The organism is Billgrantia antri, from assembly GCF_019430905.1.
GTDB classification, from domain to species: domain Bacteria; phylum Pseudomonadota; class Gammaproteobacteria; order Pseudomonadales; family Halomonadaceae; genus Halomonas; species Halomonas antri.
Genome location: NZ_JAHYCA010000004.1, coordinates 62381 through 82794, shown reverse-complemented (window position 1 = coordinate 82794; position 20414 = coordinate 62381). Strand labels below are relative to the sequence as shown.

Sequence of the window (20414 nt, the reverse complement as noted above, 5' to 3'; positions counted from 1 at the left end):
GACACGCCCCAGCTGGGCGTGCCACCGGATTTGGTTCACGGAATGCCGGCCCGTGGGCCGGCGGGGTGGGTCACTCGGCCTGGATGACCAGATCCCCGAGATAGGGGAAGTTCATCACGTTGAGGATCGGCTCGATGTCGACGTTCGGTGCGGCAGCCCAGGCAAGGTCCTGCCAGTGCAGCGGCACGAAAGCGGCCTCGTCGTAGAGCGTCTGCTCGACCTGCTGGAGCATTTCGGCGCGCTTCTCCAGGTCGACCTCGAGGTTGGCCTCGGCGACCAGCCTGTCGAGCTCCGGGTTACAGTAGTTGCCGGCGTTGTACTGGCCGGCACCGGTCTCGGCGTCCGGACAGGCGGTGAGGTACTCGTGGAAGTTGGCGCTGTCCTCGGTGTCGGCATGCCAGCCGATCATCATCACGTCGGCGGCACGATCGTCGTATTCGCCCCAGTACTGCGCCTTGGGCAGGGTCTTGAGATCCACCTCGACGTTGATGCGTGCCAGCATGGTGGCCACCGCCTGGGCGATCCTGGCATCGTTCACGTAGCGGTTGTTGGGCGCCATCATGGTGATCTGGAAACCGTCGGCGTAGCCGGCCTCCTCCATCAACTGCTGGGCTCGCTCCAGGTCATGGCGCCGTTCGAGCGACTCGATATGACCCGCGTAGCCCTCGGGCGAGAATTGCGCCGCGGGGGTCGCGAAGCCCTTCATCAAGCGTTCGGCGATGGCGTCCTGGTTGATGGCGTAGGCAAAGGCCTGGCGTACCCGCTCGTCCTGGAAGGCCTCGACGCGCTCCTGGTTCATGTGCAGGAATATGATGCGCGTACCCGACATGGTGACCAGCTCGGCGTTATCGCTCTCGCGAACACGCTCGAGGTCATTGGGCGGCACCGGCGCGATGAAATCGACGTCACCGGAGAGCAGGGCGGCCACCCGGGTGGCGTTCTCGCTGATCGGGGTGAGCACGATACTGTCGACGTTGCCGGGAGATTCCTCATCCCAGTAGTCGGCAAAGCGCTCGAACTCCATGCGGGTACCCTTGCGATGCTCCACCACCGTAAACGGACCGGTACCGGAGAGGTGGGAAGACGCATAGGAGTTACCGTTCTTGACGATTTCGTCCTTGGGGTCGCCGTCGCTGTCGGTGCCGCTGTAGAACTGGCTGTCCATCGGGAAGATGTAGGTGGCCAGGTTGAGCAGCAGCGGATAGGGCTCTTCGGTCTTGAACTCGACAGTGTAATCGTCGACGGCGGTCACGCTGGCGATGGGGTCGAAGATCGCCTTGAAGTCCGGGCTGCGCTTGAGGCGCTCCACGGTCCACACCACGTCCTCGGCGGTGAAGTCGTTGCCGCTGTGAAACGTGACGCCCTCACGCAGGGTCATGCGCATGGTGGTGTCGTCGACCTGTTCCCACTCGGTGGCCAGGCGCGGCTCGAAGTCGAGGTCCTGCGTCCAGCGCACCAACGGGTCGAAGGTCATGTGGGAGAGCTGCAGGATGCCGCCGGAGAGCTGCTCATGAATATCGAGCGAGACCGGGTCTGCGTCGTAAGCCATGCGCAGGGTATTCTCGGCGTTGGCAACGGCCGGTAGCAGCGCCGTACCGGTCATGACGGCACCGATCATACCGGCCAGCAAGGTCTTGTTGAACGTCATGTGTCGTTCCCTTCTCGGGTTGTTGTTGTGCGCGGCCCTCCGGCCGCGCCTGCATGGTACGCAGCCAATGTAGTGATCAGCTCGAGAAGAGGACAATCGAAATTCCGACAGGCGCCATGCGCAAGGCGAATAGTGCCAATGCCGCCCTGCAGGAGAATCAGCCGCCGGACGGCGCCACCAGGCGGTCGATGCGATACAGCGTGGCCACCTGATCGAGGCCCAGGACGCTGCAATCGAGATCACGTATACGACCATTGTCTAGGCCGTAGATCCAGCCATGAACGGATAAGGGTTGACCGCGTTGCCAGGCCAGTTGGACGATCTTGGTGCGGCAAAGGTTGTTGACCTGCGCCTGGACATTCAACTCACAGAGTCGATCGACCTGTTGCTCCAGGGTAAGGGCGGCGAGGGCAGGGCGGTGCTGGCTGTAGAGTTCACGTACCGAGTGCAGCCAGTAATCCACCATGCCGCATTCACCGCCCGTGACGGCGGCACGCACCCCGCCACAGCCGTAATGTCCCACCACCATGATGTGCCTGACCTTGAGCACGTCGACGGCGTACTGCACCACCGAGAGTGCATTCATGTCGTTGTGGTGCAGCAGGTTGGCAACGTTGCGATGAACGAAGACCTCTCCTGGCGGCAGAGACACGATCTGGTTGGCCGGTACGCGGCTGTCCGAACAGCCGATCCAGAGGTAATCGGGTTTCTGTTGCAGCGACAGGCGCGTGAAATACTCGCTGTCCTCCTCACACATGCGCTTTGCCCATGCACGATTGTTGTCGAGCAGGGTCGCTATTTCCTTGTCCATGGTCAGGTCCGTAGGCCGAGGGGGAGAGCGGGATGGAGCTTCTTTTACCGCCACACGTCGTAGCGGTCAACCGATGCCATCGCTGAGCCGGCTCTACACACTTGGGTGGCGCTGGTAGAATCGCCCGATCGACCGGGCGTCGTCCAGCGCCCCGGCAAGAAAAGGAGAGGCGAATGTCTGACTTCGACTACGACCTGTTCGTTATCGGTGCCGGTTCCGGTGGGGTGCGTGCTGCTCGCACTGCTGCGGCAACCGGTGCCCGGGTGGCCGTTGCCGAGGACCGCTATCTGGGCGGTACCTGCGTCAATGTGGGCTGCGTGCCCAAGAAACTTTATTCTTATGCCGCGCATTTCCACGATGCTTTCCAGGACGCACGCGGCTTCGGCTGGACCCTGCCCGAAGCCCCGGTATTCGACTGGCCCACGCTGCGCGACAACAAAGTTCGCGAGATCGCTCGGCTCAACGAGATCTATGGTCGCTTGCTGGATAATGCCGGTGTACGCCTGATCAATGGTCGTGCACGTGTCATGGATGCTCACCGCGTCGAGGTTGCCGGTGAGAGCTTCACCGCCGCCAAGATTCTGGTAGCCGTCGGTGGCTGGCCCTGGGTGCCCGACTTTCCCGGGCGTGAGCTGACCGTGACCTCCAACGAGGTGTTCGACCTGGACCGGATGCCGCGGCGATTCCTGGCGCTTGGCGGTGGCTACATCGCAGTGGAATTCGCCAGTATCTTCAATGGTCTCGGTAGCGAGTCCCACCTGGTCTACCGCGGTGAACTGTTTCTGCGCGGCTTCGACCGCGAGGTGCGTGAGTTCACCCGTGAGCAGATGGCAGCCAAAGGCGTCAAGCTGCATTTCGAAACCAACGTCGAGCGTATCGACAAGGTGGAAGGCGGGCTCCTTGTGACGCTCACCAACGGCGAGACGCTGGAAGTCGACGCCGTTCTGGCGGCCACTGGGCGCCGCCCCCACCTGGAAGGCGTGGGACTCGATGCCCTGGGCGTGGAACTCAACGATGACGGTACCGTCAAGGTCAACGAGCGTTTCGAGACCTCCATTTCTTCCATCCTCGCGCTGGGAGACGTCACCGGCGGACCGGAGCTGACGCCCGTGGCACTGGCGGAAGCCATGCATCTGGTGCAACAGCACTTTGGAGATGCGGATCCCGCCCCCATGGACTACCGAAATATCGCCACGGCGGTTTTTTGTCATCCCAACATCGGGACGGTGGGGCTTTCGGAGGAACAGGCGCGCAAGCAGTATGGCGCGATACGGGTCTACCGCACCGACTTCCGCCCCATGAAACATACGCTGTCCGGCAGTGAGGAGCGCTGCCTGATGAAGCTGATCGTCGCCGACGACAGCGATGTGGTGGTGGGCGCGCATATGGTGGGCGAAGAAGCCGGCGAGTTGATCCAAGGCATTGCCATTGCGGTGAGAGCAGGCCTGACCAAGGCCGATTTCGACGCCACGGTCGGCATTCATCCGACGGGGGCCGAGGAGTTCGTCACCATGCGCACACTTTCACGCCACTGACACGAACCTCATGCACGATCATCGGGCCGCTCAATGCGGCCCGATCTCGTTCGGTGCCATGTGCGCTACGTGGTCTATACTTTTCGGGTGCTTCCTCAGGGGGCTTCGGCAACCGTCGATAAAATTTTGTTATTGAACTGTGCTTCTCTCATAATGCTGATTTTGATTTGGTGCTGAGCCCTGTTATCATGACGAGCAACATCGCAACAGCGAAGCTAACCATGAACGTGACAACGCAGCCCTTCACACCTTCCGCCGATCTGGCCCGACCCAGCGTGGCCGATGCCGTGGTTGGCAGCGATGCCTCGCCACTGTTCATCCGCAAGCCCAATCCCGACGATGGCTGGGGAATCTACGAGCTGGTCAAATCTTGTCCACCGCTCGACGTCAATTCCGCTTATGCCTATCTCCTGTTGGCGACTCAATTTCGCAATACCTGTGCCGTTGCCACCAACGAAGAGGGCGAGATCGTCGGCTTCGTATCCGGTTACGTAAAGAGCAATGCCCCGGACACCTATTTCCTTTGGCAGGTGGCGGTGGGAGAAAAGGCCCGCGGTACCGGCCTGGCCCGACGCCTCGTCGAAGCCGTCATGAGCCGTCCCGAGCTGGATGAGGTGCATCACCTGGAGACCACCATTACGCCTGACAACCAGGCATCCTGGGGGCTTTTCCGCCGCCTCGCCGATCGCTGGCAGGCGCCTCTCAACAGCCGCGAATATTTTTCCACGGACCAGCTTGGCGGTGAGCACGATCCCGAGAATCTCGTGCGAATCGGTCCCTTCGACACCCGGCGTATCTGATCCTGCCCATATTCTGGATGGTCGAGGCCCTCGACCGTCCATGCTTTCCTACGCTTGATTATTCCGACAGGAGGTCGACATGCAGACCCAGACTCTCGAACGTCTAGAATCCAATGTACGCACTTACTCCCGTTCCTTTCCGGTGGTCTTCACCAAGGCCAGAAATGCGCGACTGACCGATGAAACCGGCCGCGAATACATCGACTTCCTGGCCGGTGCGGGCACGCTCAACTATGGCCACAACAACCCGCACCTCAAGCAGGCGCTGCTCGACTACCTGGATAGCGACGGTATCGTGCACGGCCTCGATTTCTGGACTGCCGCCAAGCGCGACTACCTGGAAACCCTCGAAGAGGTGATCCTCAAGCCGCGTGGGCTCGAGTACAAGGTGCATCTCCCGGGGCCGACCGGCACCAATGCCGTCGAGGCTGCCATTCGCCTGGCCCGGGTGGCGCAAGGTCGCCACAACATCGTGACGTTCACCAATGGCTTTCACGGCGTGACCATGGGGGCGCTGGCCACTACCGGAAATCGCAAGTTCCGCGAGGCCACCGGAGGCATTCCGCTGCAAGGCAGTGCCTTCATGCCCTATGACGGATACATGGGGGAGCATGCCGACAGTCTCGACTACTTCGAGAAGCTGTTGGGTGACAACTCCAGCGGACTCGACTTGCCGGCGGCGGTCATCGTCGAGACCGTGCAGGGCGAGGGCGGAATCAACGTGGCCGGCCTCGACTGGCTCAAGCGCCTCGAGCGGATCTGCCGCGACCACGACATCCTGCTGATCGTCGACGACATCCAGGCCGGCTGCGGCCGTACCGGCAAGTTCTTCAGTTTCGAGCATGCCGGCATCAAACCCGATATCGTCACCAACTCCAAGTCGCTGTCCGGCTTCGGCCTGCCGTTCGCTCACGTGCTGATGCGTCCCGATCTCGACAAGTGGAAGCCGGGCCAATACAACGGCACATTCCGCGGCTTCAATCTGGCTTTTGCCACGGCTGCCGCCGCCATGCGACAGTACTGGCGTGACGATACTTTCGAGCGTGATGTGCAGCGCAAGGGCAGGGTGGTCGAGGATCGCTTCCAGAAGATCGCCGCCTGGATCAGCGAGCAGGGTGTGGCCGCGACCGAGCGTGGCCGCGGCCTGATGCGCGGCATCGATGTGGGCAATGGCGAGCTGGCCGACAAGATCACCGCCAAGGCCTTCGAGAAGGGCCTGGTGATCGAGACCAGCGGTCAGGCCGGTGAGGTGGTCAAGTGCCTGTGCCCGCTTACCATTCCCGACGAGGACCTGCTCGAAGGGCTGGATATTCTCGAGGCTAGTGTCAAGGAGGTCATGGCCTGAGCGAGCGGCCATGGCACTGTTGTCGGTCGGCAGCCGCGACTGCCGGCCAGTCTATGGATTGAACGGAGACCTGGGACGATGATCGTTCGCAATCTCGAAGAAGCGCGCAAGACGGAGCGCCTGGTCAAGGCGGAAAGCGGAACCTGGGACAGCACACGCCTGGTGCTGGCCAACGATGGCGGTGGCTTTTCGTTCCATATCACGCGGATTTACGAAGGTACCGAGACGCACATCCACTACAAGCATCACTACGAGTCGGTCTACTGCATCGAAGGTGAAGGCGAAGTGGAAACCCTGGCAGACGGCAAGATCTGGCCGATCAAGCCGGGCGACATCTACATCCTCGACCAGCATGACGAGCATCTCCTGCGCGCCCACAAGACCATGCACCTGGCCTGCGTATTCACGCCGCCGATCACCGGCAAGGAAGTGCACCGTGAAGACGGTTCCTATGCGCCGGCCGGCGAGGAGTGATCACGGCGGTCGTTGAAATTTGCAAGCCCTGGAACCCCGGCCGGCGAGTCGGGGTTCGTCGTGTGGATTGCGTGACGCGCTGAATAGATCGAGATAGACCGAGGTCGTTGTCGGGCCGGCCGATCCGCTAGAAGCTGGCCTGCGCGAACTCTCCAGCACCTGGTTCGCATAATGTATATTATGTTAAATCGTGTATCTATTACAGCGTTGGACAACGCCACCCTGAAATCCTTATCATCCTGCGTCATGTTTCGCCGCGACGATACATGCGCGCCCTTCATGCCAAGCCCACTGCCGCTACGCCTGACCTGTAGCCCGACCGGAGGCTGTCGATTCCCATGCGACCGAGAACGCTATCCGCGCCCATACCCTGGTTATTGAGTGCTTTGTTGATCAGCGGATGCGCCCTCACCCCTGAATCAGCACCTGAACCTACGCTCAGCCCCGATGCCTTCGAGACTCGCATCGGCCAGCTCGAGGAGAGGATCGTTCAGCGCTGCGACCGCTCCGATGCCCTCGCTGCTCATGACCGCCGACAAGCAGAGCTTCTCGCCGAGCTGCGCGATGCCGGGGTTACGCTACGTCAACTGCGTGGCGATGTCGAACGACTCAAGCAGCGCGGCGAGGAACCCACGGTGGTCCAGGCGCAATGCAACGATGAGCTCAGCGAGACACTCTCGGCCAAGGAGATGGTCGGCCGCTCCGAGTGGATCGGCTTGCCTGACGTGGGCACCTACCTGCGTGCACGGATCGACTCGGGGGCCAATACCTCCTCTCTTTCCGCTACCGAGATTACCCGCTTCGAACGCGACGGCGAGGACTGGGTTCGCTTCAAGCTGGGCCTCAACGAGGACGATGTCGTCGTGGAAGACGTACGTGACGATTGGATCGAACGGCCGGTCGAGCGCCGGGTGCGTATCATGCAGGCCGCTGGCAGTGAATCGCGTCCGGTTGTCAGCTTGCTGATGACGCTGGGATCGATTCGCGAGACGGTCGAGTTCACCCTCAATGATCGTACCCATCTCAACTATCCGGTGCTGCTTGGCCGCCGCTTCCTGATGGATATCGCCTTGATCGACGTGGCGGAGGACTATCTCCACCCCAGGCCCGAATTCCCCGGTGGTCGCCCGGCTTCCGAAGCGGCTGAAGACGAGATCAACGACCGGGACGAAGAGGAAGGCTGATACGGCCTCGTTCCCTAACAGCAAGGATGATACATGTCGCGACTGCCCTTCTATCTCATCGTGGGTTTGTTGATGGTGCTCGGTATCGGTACGAGCCTGCATCGTCACTACCAGATGGAGGTGCCATGGACCCCGGGTGAGCAGCGCCAGGTCTGGGAGGTCGAAGCCATCGTCGACTTTACCGCCCTGGGCGACCCCGCACGCGTCGAGCTGGCGCTACCCTCGCATCAGCGCGGTTACCGAATCCTGACCGAGAATACTGCTTCGCCTGGTTACGGTCTGTCGTTCCTGCAGGATGAAACGGGGCGGCGCGCCCAGTGGTCGATCCGCAGTGCCACGGGCAGTCAGCAGCTCTATTATTCCGTGCGCTTGCTGGTCACGGATGATCAGCGTAAACGGCAAATCGTGCGTCCTCCTTTGCGCGATATCAGTTGGGAGCGTCCCTACGACACGGCTGCGGCACAGGTGATCGAACGCGCCTGGATGCGTAGTGCCGACCCTTATACCTTCACCCGTGAGCTGATACGCGACTTCAGCGACGATCTCCAAGGCGAGAATGCCCGCTTGCTGCTGACCCAGTTCGAGCGAACCCCCCTGCTGGTACGCCTGCTCAATCAGGCGGGGGTACATGCCCGCGAGGTCAGCGGCCTGTTGCTCGAGGATGGTCGCCGTCGACAGACCCTGACTTCCTGGATCATGGTATTCGAGGATGAAGAGAACTGGGCGCTGTTCGATCCCCGCACTGCCGAGCAGGGCCAGCCGGACAATCTCCTGCTCTGGGAAGCCGGCGGTCGTGCTGTGCTCGAGGTGCAGGGCGGCACCAACTCGCGTGTCACTTTCTCGATGCTGTCGCGCAGTCAGCCGGCCGCGGCCGCCGTACGCAGCCAACTGGCCGACGACACCCTGCTCAACTTCTCCATTCACAGCTTGCCGCTCGAGGAGCAGGCGCTGTTCCAGACCATTCTGCTGATTCCGATCGGCGCCTTGGTGGTCGTATTCCTGCGTATCCTGGTCGGGATCAAGACGTCGGGCACCTTCATGCCCGTGCTGATTGCATTGGCCTTCATCCAGACCACCCTGCCCACCGGTCTGATCGGTTTTCTGCTGGTCGTTTCGGTGGGCCTGGTGATACGCAACTACCTCTCTTACCTGAACCTGCTTCTGGTAGCGCGAGTCTCGGCGGTGATCATCACGGTCATCGCCATCATTTCGATCTTCTCCGTATTGTCCTATCGTGTTGGTCTCAATGCGGGCCTGACGATCACCTTCTTCCCGATGATCATCCTGGCCTGGACCATCGAGCGGATGTCGATCCTATGGGAGGAGGAAGGACCCAAGCAGGTCTTGATTCAGGGCGGCGGCAGCCTCATTACTGCAGTGCTGGCCTATCTCGCCATGAACAACCCCTGGATACGCCACATTACCTTCAACTTCCTGGGCGTACAGCTCATCATCATGGCCCTGATCCTGCTGTTGGGTAACTACACGGGGTACCGCCTGCTCGAGCTGCGGCGCTTCAAACCGGTCACCGAGGACTGAACATCATGTGGGCAAGGCCGAGTCAGCTATTGCGTCGCGGTATCATCGGCATGAACCGGCGCAACATCCGTTACATCGGGCGCTACAACAGCCGGCGCCTCTACCCACTGGTGGATGACAAGCTCAAGACCAAGCTGCTCGCCGAGCAGTACGGCATCACTACCCCGGCCTTGATCGGCACCGTGACCACACAGTTCGAGGTCAAGCGGGTGGGCGACATGATCGCGGGCCACGGCGGTTTCGCCATCAAACCGGCCAAGGGTAGCGGCGGCAAGGGCATCCTGGTGATCGAGCGGGTCGACCACGACGGTTTCGTCAAGCCCAGCGGCGCCAAGCTGAGCCTCGAGGATCTGCATCGTCACATCTCCAATATCCTGTCGGGTCTCTACTCTCTCGGCGGCGCTCCCGATGTGGCGATGATCGAGGCGCTGATCAACTTTGACGAGAAGCTCTCCGAGTACACCTACGAAGGCGTGCCCGATATCCGGGTAATCGTCTTCCAAGGCTTCCCGGTCATGGCCATGATGCGCCTGTCGACGGCGGCCTCAGACGGCAAGGCGAACCTGCACCAGGGGGCGGTGGGCGTTGGGCTCGATATCGCCACGGGGACCGCGGTACGTGGCGTGCAGTTCGACCGCTCGCGCCGCGACCACCCGGATACCGGCCACGAGCTTGCCAGCCTGCGCATTCCCGACTGGACCAGCCTGCTCGAGCTGACGGCGAGCTGCTATGAAATGACCGGGCTAGGCTACCTGGGCACCGACATGGTGATAGACCGCAATCGGGGCCCCATGCTGCTTGAACTCAATGCCCGTCCGGGGCTTGCCATCCAGATGGCCAACGGCGAAGGGCTGCGTTCGCGTCTCGACCTGGTGGAGAAGCAGTCCGATCGCTTGGGTGTCAAGGAGAGGGTCGCCTTTGCCCAGCACCACTTCGCCCGGCGCGGCGAACTCAAGGACCTGCCCGACCGTGAGCTGGCCCCGACCTGTGCCAACACGTAGAATGGACGCTGTTCCTGAGATACCGGGTCGCCCATGACCGATGCTACTGCCCTGCTTGCGCAGGCCGAGAGACAATGCCAACTTCGTGGCGCGCGTTTCACCCCGATTCGGCGCCGAGTGCTCGAAATGATTGCCGGGGCCAGCGGAGGCCTGAAGGCCTATGAACTGCTCGATCGGCTTGCCGTCGAGCATGCAGCAGCCCGTCCGCCGACGATCTACCGAGCGCTAGACTTCCTTATCGAGCAGGGGCTGGTACATCGCATCGAGTCGCTCAATGCCTATGTTGCCTGTCCCTGCCCGGAGCATGCGCACGGCTTCCAGCTCTTGATCTGCCGCCATTGCGGGCGCGTCGAGGAGCTGCATCTGGACGACGTCAACGCCCAGCTCAGTGCCAAGGCGCGCGCTCTGGGCTTTCGCGTCGAACGCCAGACCATCGAACTGCTGGGCAGCTGCGACGCCTGCCTGAACGCAGCGGTTCGTGCCTGATACTACGCAACGGATGTGCCATGACCGATACCTTCAAGCAACTCGAGCATGCCAAACTCGACTCTCGTATGCCGCTGGCCGAGGTGCTCGAGGCCGTGCGTTTCAACGACGTTGGCCTGATTCCCGCCATCGCCCAGCAGCATGACAGCGGCGAAGTGCTGATGATGGCCTGGATGAACCGCGAGGCGCTGGAAGAGACGCTTGCTACCGGTCGCGTCTGCTACTGGTCGCGCTCCCGCGGCAAGCTGTGGCGCAAGGGCGAGTCTTCGGGCCAGCAGCAGCATCTGCGCGGAGCCAGCCTCGATTGTGACGGCGACACACTACTGCTGCAGGTCGAACAGACCGGCCCCGCGTGCCATACCGGGCGGCGCAGCTGTTTCTACGTAGCCCTCGAGGAAAGTGAGGTGCGCATCACCAGCGAGCCGTTGATCGACCCCGAAACCCTCTACCGCAAGCCGGCGCAGGAGCGCTGAAACATGCCCTGCCTGGCGGCCTGGCTTGCGCGCCTTGGCAGGTGGCTGCGCGGCGCCCCTGGGCTCGCGATGATCGCTCTGGTCAGGCTCTACCAACTGGTGATAAGCCCCCTGCTGGGCCCGCGCTGCCGTTTCTGGCCAAGCTGCTCGTACTATACGGTGGAAGCCATTCAGGTCCATGGCCCGCTACGCGGCGGATGGCTCGCCGCCAAGCGTATCGTACGCTGCCACCCCGGTAGCGAAGGCGGCCTTGATCCCGTGCCCGGCGGACCCAGCGAACGGCTCTGCCGCGAGGATCCCGAGCTCGACGAGCATTTCCGCTGCTGCCCTTCCCACGGCGCGCAACAGCGTGCCGGGACCGAGCGCCTGTAGTATTCGGCTACCACCCTCCTCCGGCTCATCGATGACAGACTGAATCGTGGTATCCCACCACGACGAGTCGATGAGGAGACACGCCAATGCCTGCCAAGCGACTGCTCTTGATGTGCGGCGACTTTGCCGAAGACTACGAAACCATGGTGCCGTTCCAGGCCCTTAAAGCCGTGGGTCACCGCGTCGATGCCGTGTGCCCCGACAAGCGGGCTGGCGACAGCATCGCCACCGCCATTCACGACTTCGAGGGCGACCAGACCTATAGCGAGAAGCCGGGCCATCGCTTTACCCTCAACGCGGATTTCGCCACGGTGGAGCCGGCCGACTATGACGGCCTGGTCATTGCCGGTGGGCGGGCGCCGGAATACCTGCGTCTGAACGATAAAGTCATCGCCCTGGTGCGCCACTTCTTCTCGGCCGACAAGCCGGTGGCGGCGATCTGTCATGGTGCCCAGCTGCTGGCGGCCGCCCGGGTGCTGGAAGGGCGTACCTGCTCGGCCTACCCGGCCTGCCGCCCCGAGGTTGAGCTGGCCGGCGGTCGCTATGCCGACATCGCGGTGGACGATGCGGTCACCGATGGCAAATTGGTCACTGCCCCGGCCTGGCCCGCCCACCCCGCATGGCTGGCCCAGTTCCTGAGTGTGCTGGGCACTCGGATCGAGCACTAGACGCCTTGCTCTGGCCCGTGCCCGACACCATGATGAAGGGATCGGACGGGCCAGCAAGGGAGGAAAACGTATGTGCAGGCTATTCATCGGCGCCGAACCGCAGCTCTGGGAGCCGCAAACACGCTCCATGCGTCTCGACGGGGTCTGCACCAGCGTGCGCCTCGAGCGATTCTTCTGGACGGTACTGGAAGAGATCGGCAGGCGCGACGGACTCACTCTGAGCCAGCTGGTGGCGAGGTTGTCGCAGGAGTGTGCCGAGGCGGGCCACGATCCGGCCAACTTCGCTTCCTTCCTGCGTGTCTGCTGCGGTCGTTACCAGGCGCTGCAGCTGACGGGTGAGATCCCTGTGACGCAGAATGTCTCGATTGGCAGCCTGGATAGCGAACGCATTCTCGAGCGTGAGCGCCGGCGTCAGGCCGAGGCTGCCTCTTTCTCGGCGACCTCGTAGATCTTGCCGAGCATGGCATGCAGCCCGTTGCTGCGCGTCGGTGAGAGATGCTTGTCGAGGCCCAGGTCTTCGAGGAAATGGGGGCTGGTGTCGCGAATCTCGTCAGCCGGCCGGTCGTTGTAGATGCGCATAAGCACGGCGATCAGGCCGGAGACGATGGCCGCATCCGATATTGCATCGAAGTGCAGCACCTCGCCTTCGCGGCGGTGATGCATCCAGACGTTCGACTGGCAGCCCTGAATCTTGCGCTCGGGCGTCTTCCACTCTTCGGGAAACGCCGGCAGCTGCTTGCCCATGTCGATGATGTACTGGTAGCGGTCCATCCAGTTGTCGAACATCTCGAACTCTTCCAGCAGCGCCTGCTGGGCCTGTTCGGCCGTGGCTTCGGTAGTCATGTCGTCTCCCGTATTGGCTTGTCCACCATTATACCGACTCGGCCGCCCTGCTGGGCAAACCATGAAGCGTCTGTTGGCGATGCCACTCCTCGTCTTCGCTATGGAGGTAGCGTGCAGTGGTGTCCAGCCGGGCATGGCGGGCAGTACTGGCAAGATAGCGCAGCTCGACGCCGGCCTGGGCCTGATGCGTGAGCGCGGTATGGCGTAGCCAGTGCGGCGTGGCGCTGCGCAGGCGAGCTACCTGTATCGCCATCGCCTCGCCGGCTTCGGCTTCCAGAGCCGAGGCGGCCTGGCGAAAGGTCTCGCGTATCAGGCGGTAGAGCTGGTTGTCGCCCAGGCCGCGCTTGCCGTCCAGTCCGCGCAGCACGGGACCCGTTTCCCCGAAGGCTGGTTCGGCACTCAGGTCGAGTTCTTGCCGCCATTCGCGCAACAGGGCCAGCATATCGTCGGGTACCGGTATTCGCGCTGCCTTGCCGCCCTTCCCCACTACCCGCCACCACCATCGGCCTTCGCGCTGGAAGAAGTCGCCCATCTCGGCGCTGGCCATCTCGCCGATACGCGGTGCCAACAGGTAGGCGAAACCGAAGATCACCCGCCGGCGCTGCCGGAGATAACCCTCGCGAGCGTTGGCGTTCTCTTCCAGGGGCCGGTTGAGCCACTGCCAGAGCCACTCCCACAGCGGGCGCTCCAGGTAGCGGTCGATGCCAGCCTGGCGATTGTCGAGCCGACGGCGCTTGTCGCGCATCAGGCGGAAGGGATTATGGCCTACCCACCCGGCCTCCACCAGCCAGGCGAACATGCCCTGCAGAATCACCAGGCTCTGCCTTCGGCTGGCCGGCGATAGCGGACCGCGAAACGGCCGCCAGTCCGGCGCATGGCGCGGCCGCGGCGGCCCCACCCAGAGGTGTCGCGGCGTGGGCGATGCGAGGAATGACTCGAAGGCGTCCAGATCCTGGCGGCGCAATTGATCGAGACACCGGCCGTGATGCTCGAGCCAAAGCAGCAGCCGCTCGGCTTCGCGACGATAGGCTCGTAGCGTCTGCGGACTGGCACGAAACTCGGCAAGCCACTGGGCCACGGCCTCGGCGTCGCTGCTGGCGGCGATTCGGGCAGCGCCATTTGCGCCGGCTACTACCGCAGCCGACGAAACGGGATCGCCTGTTGCTGCATAGCGAGCCGGGTTTCGTTCCTCGCTCTGATGAGCAATGGCGTCGTTGCTGCTCTCTTCACGAAGCTTTTGCTCGTGAAATTCTCGTTCGTGCATCGCTCGTGTCGTCTACCTGCGTCGTGCTTGTCGTCTCTGTGCAGAAGTGTTGCGTGTAGCGGCGATAAATTCAAGATAAGACGGGTAATCTTGAATTTTATTCCTTTTTCATTGTGTAATTTACGTAATTACGTTTGATGTAATCTTCTTTCCGCCTTGGACGAAAGTCGCTATGCTTAGGAATCCGAGCGGGCGCATGGAAACAGCGACAACAAGCGACGCCTGCCGCGTGAGCAAGGATCAGCCGCCCACCCCACAAGGAGATCGTCATGGCGCGCAGCGGTGTGCAGTATGAAGACGTTCAGCAGGCCATCGAGAGCCTGTTAGCCAAAGGGGACGCTCCCAGTGTCCAGAAGATTCGCGACGTGCTGGGAACCGGCAGCTTTACTACCATCAGCGATCACTTGCGTGAATGGCGTTTCCAGCGCGAGGCCAGTCGTGAGCAGCCGGCCTATGGCACCCTGGCCATGCCAGAGCCGGTGCAGAAGCTGGCTGAAAGCCTGTGGTGCAAGGCCCAGGAGGCTGCCGGCGATGCCTTGGCAGGCTATCGCGAGCAGGCCGACCGCCGCGTGGCGGAATCTCAGGCGGCCATGCAGGAAGCGCAGCGCCAGGTCGAGGATGCCGAGCAGCGTGAGGCCGCCCTATCGTCCCATCTGGCGGGAACGGAGCAGCGGCTGGAGCAGCGCAGTGCCGCACTGGCCAGGATCGAGGCCGAGCGCGATCAGTGGCAAGAGCGGGCCCGCCAGTTGGAGGAGCGCCTGGGGCGCGCCCTGCAGCAACTCGACAAGCTGCAGCAGGAGAGCGAGCGTCAAGCCCATGCCCACCAACAGGCACTGGCCGACCGCGATGCCCAGCAGTTGGCGAGACTGAATCAGGAAGAGCAGCGCCATGAGGCAGCCGAAGCGCGCCTGATGGGCCTGCTCGACGAGGCGCGCCAGGAGCGGGTGGCGGCGGAAAAGCGCCATGATGCGACGCTGCAGCAGCTGGAGAAGCGTCAGGAAAACCTGCAGCGACAGCTTCAGGAGACTCAGGCGGGGCTGGCCAAGGAAGAAAAGCAGCATCGCGAGACCCAGTGGGCCAGGAGTCGCGCCGAGGAGCGCATCGATACCCTGCGTCACGAACAGTCGCTATTGCAGGCCCGTATCGACGATCAGAAGCGCCACATCGACGAGCAGGCGGCTCGGCTGCGCACACTCGAAGCCGAGTTGATGCGGCGCACGTGGCAGCCAGACGAGGAAGGAAAGCCGTCACGTCGTGGTGAGCGGGGATCCGAGACGCAGGAGGGCTCCAAGAGGGAGCCCTCCGAGAGCATTCGCTGACTGTTCTACGCGCCCTGCGGGGCGCGTTTTGGTCCAGCCCGCAGGAGGCGCGGGATGGAGTAACAGGCGGCTCGCCGTATGAACGTCAGCGATAGTAGGCGTTGGTGGTGTCCGTATGGTCGGTCACGTCGCGGATCCCGGCCAGCTCCGGAATGCGCTCCATCAGGGTTTTCTCTACCCCCTCCTTGAGGGTCAGGTCGACCGCCGCACAGCCCTGGCAGCCGCCGCCAAAGGCCAGCACCGCCACCTGATCCCCGGTGAGCTCTACCAGCTTGATCTCACCGCCATGGGCAGCCAAGCCAGGATTGATCTCGCTGTAGAGGATGTAGTTGACGCGGTCCTCGAGCGGGCTGTCGGCGTTGACCTTGGGCATCTTGGCGTTGGGCGCCTTGATGGTCAGCTGGCCGCCCATGCGGTCGGCGTTGAAGTCGACCACCGCCTCCTCGAGAAAGGCAAGGCTGTTTTTGTCGAGAAATACCGTGATCTTCTCGAGTTCGAGCTTCTCGTCGCTGGGTTCCTCCTCGCCGGGACGACAGTAGGCCAGGCAGGTCTCGGCGTAGGGGGTCCCGGGCTGGGTAATGAAGATGCGCACGGCGATGCCTTCGACGTTCTGCTTCTCGAGCAGTTCGGCGAGGTAGTCCTGGGCGCTGTCGGTAATCTGGATGATCTCGCTCATGGTGTTCTCGCTGATCGGGCCAAGGCCGCAACGGCTGGCCATAGATGAATGCCTTTATGGTAAGCAAAAGCCTGCGGCGAGACAATCCCGACTGTTTTGGTCGGTTTTTGATCGGCCCTGCCCTCAAGGCGCTGGTTTTGCTACCATGTCGGGCCGACACGACCGCCCCCGTCAGCAACCGACAACCATTAAGGGGCGACCACGATCCTGGACGTGACTTTCGCTGGAGACCGACCCGACCCATGGCCGCCCTACCCTCTGCACTGACCGCTACCCTCACCGAACGGCTTGGAGAGCGCATCCTCATGCTGGATGGCGGCATGGGTACCATGTTGCAGAATGCCCGGCTTGACGAAGCCGACTTCCGCGGCGAGCGCTTCGGCGACTGGCCCTCCGACCTCAAGGGCAACAACGACCTGCTGGCGCTGACCTGTCCCGACCTGGTCACTCGCATCCACCGCCAGTATCTCGAGGCCGGTGCCGACATCATCGAGACCAACACCTTCAACAGCACCCGCCTCTCCCAGGCCGATTACGGCATGGAAGCACTGGTGCCAGAGCTCAACCGCGAGTCAGCGCGCCTGGCGCGTGAGGTGTGCGACGCCGTAGCAGCCGAAACCGGCGTGCCGCGCTACGTGGCGGGCGTGCTGGGACCGACCTCGCGTACCGCCTCGCTGTCGCCGGACGTCAACGACCCGGCCAAGCGCAACGTCACCTTCGATGAGCTGCGCGACAACTACTACGAGGCGGCCGAGGCGCTGATCGAGGGCGGCGCCGACCTGATCCTGATCGAGACGATCTTCGACACCCTCAACGCCAAGGCGGCCATCTTCGCTCTGGAGACGCTGTTCGAGGCGCGTGGCGAACGCCTGCCGGTGATGATCTCGGGAACCATCACCGATGCCTCGGGGCGCACCCTCTCCGGCCAGACCACCGAGGCGTTCTGGAATTCGGTGCGCCATGCCCGACCGCTCTCCATCGGCCTCAACTGTGCATTGGGGGCCGAGGAGTTGCGCCCCTATCTCGAGGAACTCTCGAACAAGGCGGATACCTTCGTCTCGGCGCATCCCAACGCCGGGCTGCCCAACGAGTTCGGCGAGTATGACCAGACGCCGGAGGAGATGGCCGAGATCGTCGCCGAGTTTGCCCAAAGCGGCCTGGTCAACATCATCGGCGGCTGCTGCGGCTCGACGCCTGAGCACATCGCCGCGATCCACGCCGCCATCCGGGGTGTGGCGCCGCGCCAGGTGCCCGAGCGCGCGCGCGCCTGTCGCCTCTCCGGTCTCGAACCGTTCAACATCGAGAAGGACTCGCTGTTCGTCAACGTCGGCGAGCGCACCAACGTGACCGGCTCGGCGCGCTTCAAGCGCCTGATCGTCGATGAGGACTACACCACGGCGCTGGAGGTGGCGCTGGAGCAGGTGGAGAACGGTGCACAAGTCATCGACATCAACATGGACGAGGGCATGCTCGAGTCCCAGGAGGCGATGGTGCGCTTCCTCAACTTGATCGCCGGCGAGCCCGACATCGCCCGGGTGCCGATAATGATCGACTCGTCCAAGTGGGAGATCATCGAGGCGGGGCTCAAGTGCGTGCAGGGCAAGGCGGTGGTCAACTCGATCTCGCTCAAGGAGGGCGAGGCAGCCTTCCTCGAGCAGGCCAGCCTGTGCCGCCGCTACGGTGCCGCCGTGGTGGTGATGGCCTTCGACGAGGCCGGCCAGGCCGATACCTTCGCGCGCAAGACCGAGATCTGCCAGCGTGCCTACGAGCTGCTGGTCGAGCGGGTCGGCTTTCCCCCGGAAGACATCATCTTCGATCCCAACATCTTCGCCATCGCCACCGGCATCGAGGAGCACGACAACTACGCCGTCGATTTCATCGAAGCCACCCGCTGGATTCGCGAACACCTGCCTCATGCCATGGTCTCAGGCGGCGTCTCCAACGTGTCGTTCTCCTTCCGAGGCAACAACCCGGTGCGTGAGGCGATCCACTCCGTCTTTCTCTATTATGCGATTCGTGCCGGCTTGACCATGGGTATCGTCAACGCCGGCCAGTTGGCGGTCTACGACGACCTGCCCGACGAGCTGCGCGAGGCGGTCGAGGACGTGGTGCTCAACCGCCGCAGCGATTCCACCGAACGGCTGGTCGAACTGGCCGAGAAGTACAAGGGCGACGGTAGCGGTACGGCCAGGAAGGAGGATCTCGAATGGCGATCCTGGCCGGTCAACAAGCGCATCGAGCATGCCCTGGTGAAGGGGGTAACGGCCTACATCGAGGACGACACCGAGGAAGCCCGCCAGCAGGCCAGTCGCCCCATCGAGGTGATCGAAGGTCCGCTGATGGACGGCATGAACGTGGTCGGCGACCTGTTCGGCGCCGGCAAGATGTTCCTGCCCCAGGTGGTCAAGTCGGCGCGGGTCATGAAGCAGGCGGTGGCCTATCTCATCCCCTACATCGAGGCCGAGAAGAGCGAAGACACCCAGGCCAAGGGCAAGATCGTCATGGCCACGGTCAAGGGCGACGTGCACGACATCGGCAAGAACATCGTCGGTGTGGTCCTGCAGTGCAACAACTACGACGTGGTCGACCTCGGCGTCATGGTGCCGGCGGAGAAGATCCTGCAGACGGCCCGCGAGGAGAATGCCGACATCATCGGCCTCTCGGGCTTGATCACACCGTCGCTGGACGAGATGGTCCACGTGGCCAAGGAGATGCAGCGCCAGGGGTTCAAGCTGCCGCTGCTGATCGGTGGCGCCACCACCTCCAAGGCGCATACGGCGGTCAAGGTCGAGCCGCAGTACGACGAGCCGGTGATCTACGTGGCTGACGCCTCGCGGGCGGTCGGCGTGGCCGGCAAGCTGCTCTCACCTGCGCTCAAGCCCACCTACGTGGCCGAGATCAAGGCCGAGTACGAGCAGGTGCGCGACCGCAACGCCAAGCGTCGGCCCAAGGCGGCCGACCTAAGCTATGCCGAGGCGCGCCAACGCAAGCTGCCCATCGACTGGGATGGCTACACGCCGCCCCGGCCCGCCGTCACCGGCCTCCGGGTGTTCGATGGCTACGACATCGAGGAACTGCTCGAGCGTATCGACTGGACGCCCTTCTTCATGAGTTGGGAACTGGCGGGCAAGTATCCCAAGATTCTCGACGACGCGGTGGTCGGCGAAGCGGCGCGCAACCTGTTTGCTGACGCCCAGCAGATGCTGCGCAAGCTGATCGACGAGAAGCGCGTCGAGGCGCGCGGTGTGATCGGCCTGTGGCCGGCCAACAGCGTCGACGATGATGTCATCGAGGTGTATGCTGACGAGTCGCGCAGCCAGGTGATCGAGCGGCTGCATCATATTCGTCAGCAGACCACCAAGAACCGCGACGGTGTCTGCTACAGCCTGGCGGATTTCGTCGCGCCCAAGGAGAGCGGCAAGCCCGACTGGATCGGTGGCTTCGCCGTGACCACCGGGCACGGCGTCGAAGCCCTGGCCGAACGCTACAAGGCCGCCGGCGACGACTACAATGCGATCCTGGTCCAGGCGCTGACCGACCGTTTGGCCGAGGCATTCGCCGAGCGCATGCACGAGCGGGTGCGCAAAGAGTTCTGGGCTTATGTCCCCGACGAGACTCTCGACAACGATTCGCTGATCGCCGAGAAATATCAGGGCATCCGCCCGGCGCCGGGCTATCCCGCCTGCCCCGACCACACCGAGAAGCGCACGCTATTCCGCCTGCTCGATGCCACCGCGAACGCCGGCATCGAGCTGACCGAGAACTTCGCCATGTGGCCGGCCGCGGCAGTATCGGGGTGGTACTTCTCCCACCCGCAGTCGAAGTACTTCTCGACCGGCAAGATCACCCGCGACCAGGTCGAGGCGCTGGCCGAGCGCAAGGGCATGACGCTGGCCGAGATGGAGCGCTGGCTGTCGCCGGTGCTCTCCTACGATCCGTCTTGATCGATGATGGCCAGAATCGCCCACGCCTTCGG

The 20414-nt window shown here is 63.0% G+C and carries 19 protein-coding genes; 14 read left to right on the top strand and 5 right to left on the bottom strand.

Annotated features, from left to right (window positions below):
- Window positions 1-70: 70 nt before the first annotated feature.
- Window positions 71-1648 carry an ABC transporter substrate-binding protein gene (locus tag KPL81_RS11885; RefSeq protein ID WP_209478318.1) on the bottom strand — a complete coding sequence of 526 codons (1578 nt, stop codon included), beginning with the start codon at window positions 1646-1648 and terminating at the stop codon, window positions 71-73.
- A gap of 157 nt (window positions 1649-1805) precedes the next feature.
- Window positions 1806-2459 carry a carbonate dehydratase gene (gene can, locus KPL81_RS11880; protein WP_209478319.1) on the bottom strand — a complete coding sequence of 218 codons (654 nt, stop codon included), beginning with the start codon at window positions 2457-2459 and terminating at the stop codon, window positions 1806-1808.
- Window positions 2460-2632: 173 nt separating this feature from the next.
- Between can and gorA the strand changes: the two genes are divergently transcribed.
- From gorA to KPL81_RS11820, 12 genes are all read left to right on the top strand, one after another.
- Window positions 2633-3994 (top strand): glutathione-disulfide reductase, encoded by a 1362-nt coding sequence (gene gorA / locus KPL81_RS11875; RefSeq protein ID WP_219792353.1) that lies wholly within the window; start codon window positions 2633-2635, stop codon window positions 3992-3994.
- Window positions 3995-4215: 221 nt separating this feature from the next.
- A complete protein-coding gene (gene ectA, locus KPL81_RS11870) occupies window positions 4216-4794 on the top strand; it encodes a diaminobutyrate acetyltransferase (RefSeq protein ID WP_209478321.1) in 579 nt (192 codons plus the stop codon).
- Between the two features lie 79 nt (window positions 4795-4873).
- The gene (gene ectB, locus KPL81_RS11865; RefSeq protein WP_209478322.1) at window positions 4874-6139 is read left to right on the top strand and encodes a diaminobutyrate--2-oxoglutarate transaminase; all 1266 of its coding nucleotides are present in this window, start codon (window positions 4874-4876) and stop codon (window positions 6137-6139) included.
- A gap of 78 nt (window positions 6140-6217) precedes the next feature.
- Window positions 6218-6613, top strand: a complete 396-nt coding sequence (locus KPL81_RS11860; RefSeq protein WP_209478323.1) for an ectoine synthase — start codon at window positions 6218-6220, stop codon at window positions 6611-6613.
- Window positions 6614-7002: 389 nt separating this feature from the next.
- Complete coding sequence (locus KPL81_RS11855) at window positions 7003-7797, top strand: ATP-dependent zinc protease family protein (protein ID WP_240549219.1); 795 nt, start codon at window positions 7003-7005, stop codon at window positions 7795-7797.
- A gap of 33 nt (window positions 7798-7830) precedes the next feature.
- Complete coding sequence (locus KPL81_RS11850; protein WP_209478325.1) at window positions 7831-9336, top strand: inactive transglutaminase family protein; 1506 nt, start codon at window positions 7831-7833, stop codon at window positions 9334-9336.
- A gap of 5 nt (window positions 9337-9341) precedes the next feature.
- The gene (locus KPL81_RS11845) at window positions 9342-10337 is read left to right on the top strand and encodes an alpha-L-glutamate ligase-like protein (protein ID WP_219792349.1); all 996 of its coding nucleotides are present in this window, start codon (window positions 9342-9344) and stop codon (window positions 10335-10337) included.
- Between the two features lie 33 nt (window positions 10338-10370).
- Window positions 10371-10823, top strand: coding sequence for a transcriptional repressor (locus tag KPL81_RS11840; RefSeq protein WP_209478327.1), 453 nt, complete (start codon window positions 10371-10373; stop codon window positions 10821-10823).
- 20 nt (window positions 10824-10843) lie between these two features.
- Window positions 10844-11296 carry a phosphoribosyl-AMP cyclohydrolase gene (hisI, locus tag KPL81_RS11835; protein WP_219792347.1) on the top strand — a complete coding sequence of 151 codons (453 nt, stop codon included), beginning with the start codon at window positions 10844-10846 and terminating at the stop codon, window positions 11294-11296.
- Between the two features lie 69 nt (window positions 11297-11365).
- Window positions 11366-11668, top strand: coding sequence for a membrane protein insertion efficiency factor YidD (gene yidD, locus KPL81_RS11830; RefSeq protein WP_240549249.1), 303 nt, complete (start codon window positions 11366-11368; stop codon window positions 11666-11668).
- A gap of 86 nt (window positions 11669-11754) precedes the next feature.
- Window positions 11755-12336 carry a DJ-1/PfpI family protein gene (locus tag KPL81_RS11825; RefSeq protein WP_219792343.1) on the top strand — a complete coding sequence of 194 codons (582 nt, stop codon included), beginning with the start codon at window positions 11755-11757 and terminating at the stop codon, window positions 12334-12336.
- A gap of 70 nt (window positions 12337-12406) precedes the next feature.
- Window positions 12407-12784 (top strand): ribbon-helix-helix domain-containing protein, encoded by a 378-nt coding sequence (locus KPL81_RS11820; protein WP_219792341.1) that lies wholly within the window; start codon window positions 12407-12409, stop codon window positions 12782-12784.
- Here KPL81_RS11820 and KPL81_RS11815 read toward each other — a convergent pair.
- Window positions 12748-13179 carry a SufE family protein gene (locus KPL81_RS11815; protein WP_209478332.1) on the bottom strand — a complete coding sequence of 144 codons (432 nt, stop codon included), beginning with the start codon at window positions 13177-13179 and terminating at the stop codon, window positions 12748-12750. The two genes, KPL81_RS11820 and KPL81_RS11815, sit on opposite strands and share 37 nt — an antisense overlap.
- A 28-nt stretch (window positions 13180-13207) precedes the next feature.
- Window positions 13208-14443 carry a tyrosine-type recombinase/integrase gene (locus KPL81_RS11810; protein WP_219792339.1) on the bottom strand — a complete coding sequence of 412 codons (1236 nt, stop codon included), beginning with the start codon at window positions 14441-14443 and terminating at the stop codon, window positions 13208-13210.
- 269 nt (window positions 14444-14712) lie between these two features.
- On the opposite strand from KPL81_RS11810, the gene KPL81_RS11805 reads away from it, so the two are divergent.
- Entirely contained in the window at window positions 14713-15762 is a 1050-nt protein-coding gene (locus tag KPL81_RS11805; protein WP_219792337.1) for a DNA-binding protein, read from the top strand.
- Window positions 15763-15847: 85 nt separating this feature from the next.
- Here the strand turns inward: KPL81_RS11805 and nfuA are convergent, their stop codons facing one another.
- On the bottom strand, window positions 15848-16438 hold the full coding sequence (nfuA, locus tag KPL81_RS11800; protein ID WP_219792335.1) for a Fe-S biogenesis protein NfuA: 591 nt from the start codon (window positions 16436-16438) through the stop codon (window positions 15848-15850).
- A gap of 242 nt (window positions 16439-16680) precedes the next feature.
- Here nfuA and metH point away from each other — a divergent pair, with 242 nt between their 5' ends.
- A complete protein-coding gene (gene metH, locus KPL81_RS11795; RefSeq protein ID WP_219792333.1) occupies window positions 16681-20382 on the top strand; it encodes a methionine synthase in 3702 nt (1233 codons plus the stop codon).
- The last annotated feature ends 32 nt before the right edge of the window (window positions 20383-20414 follow it).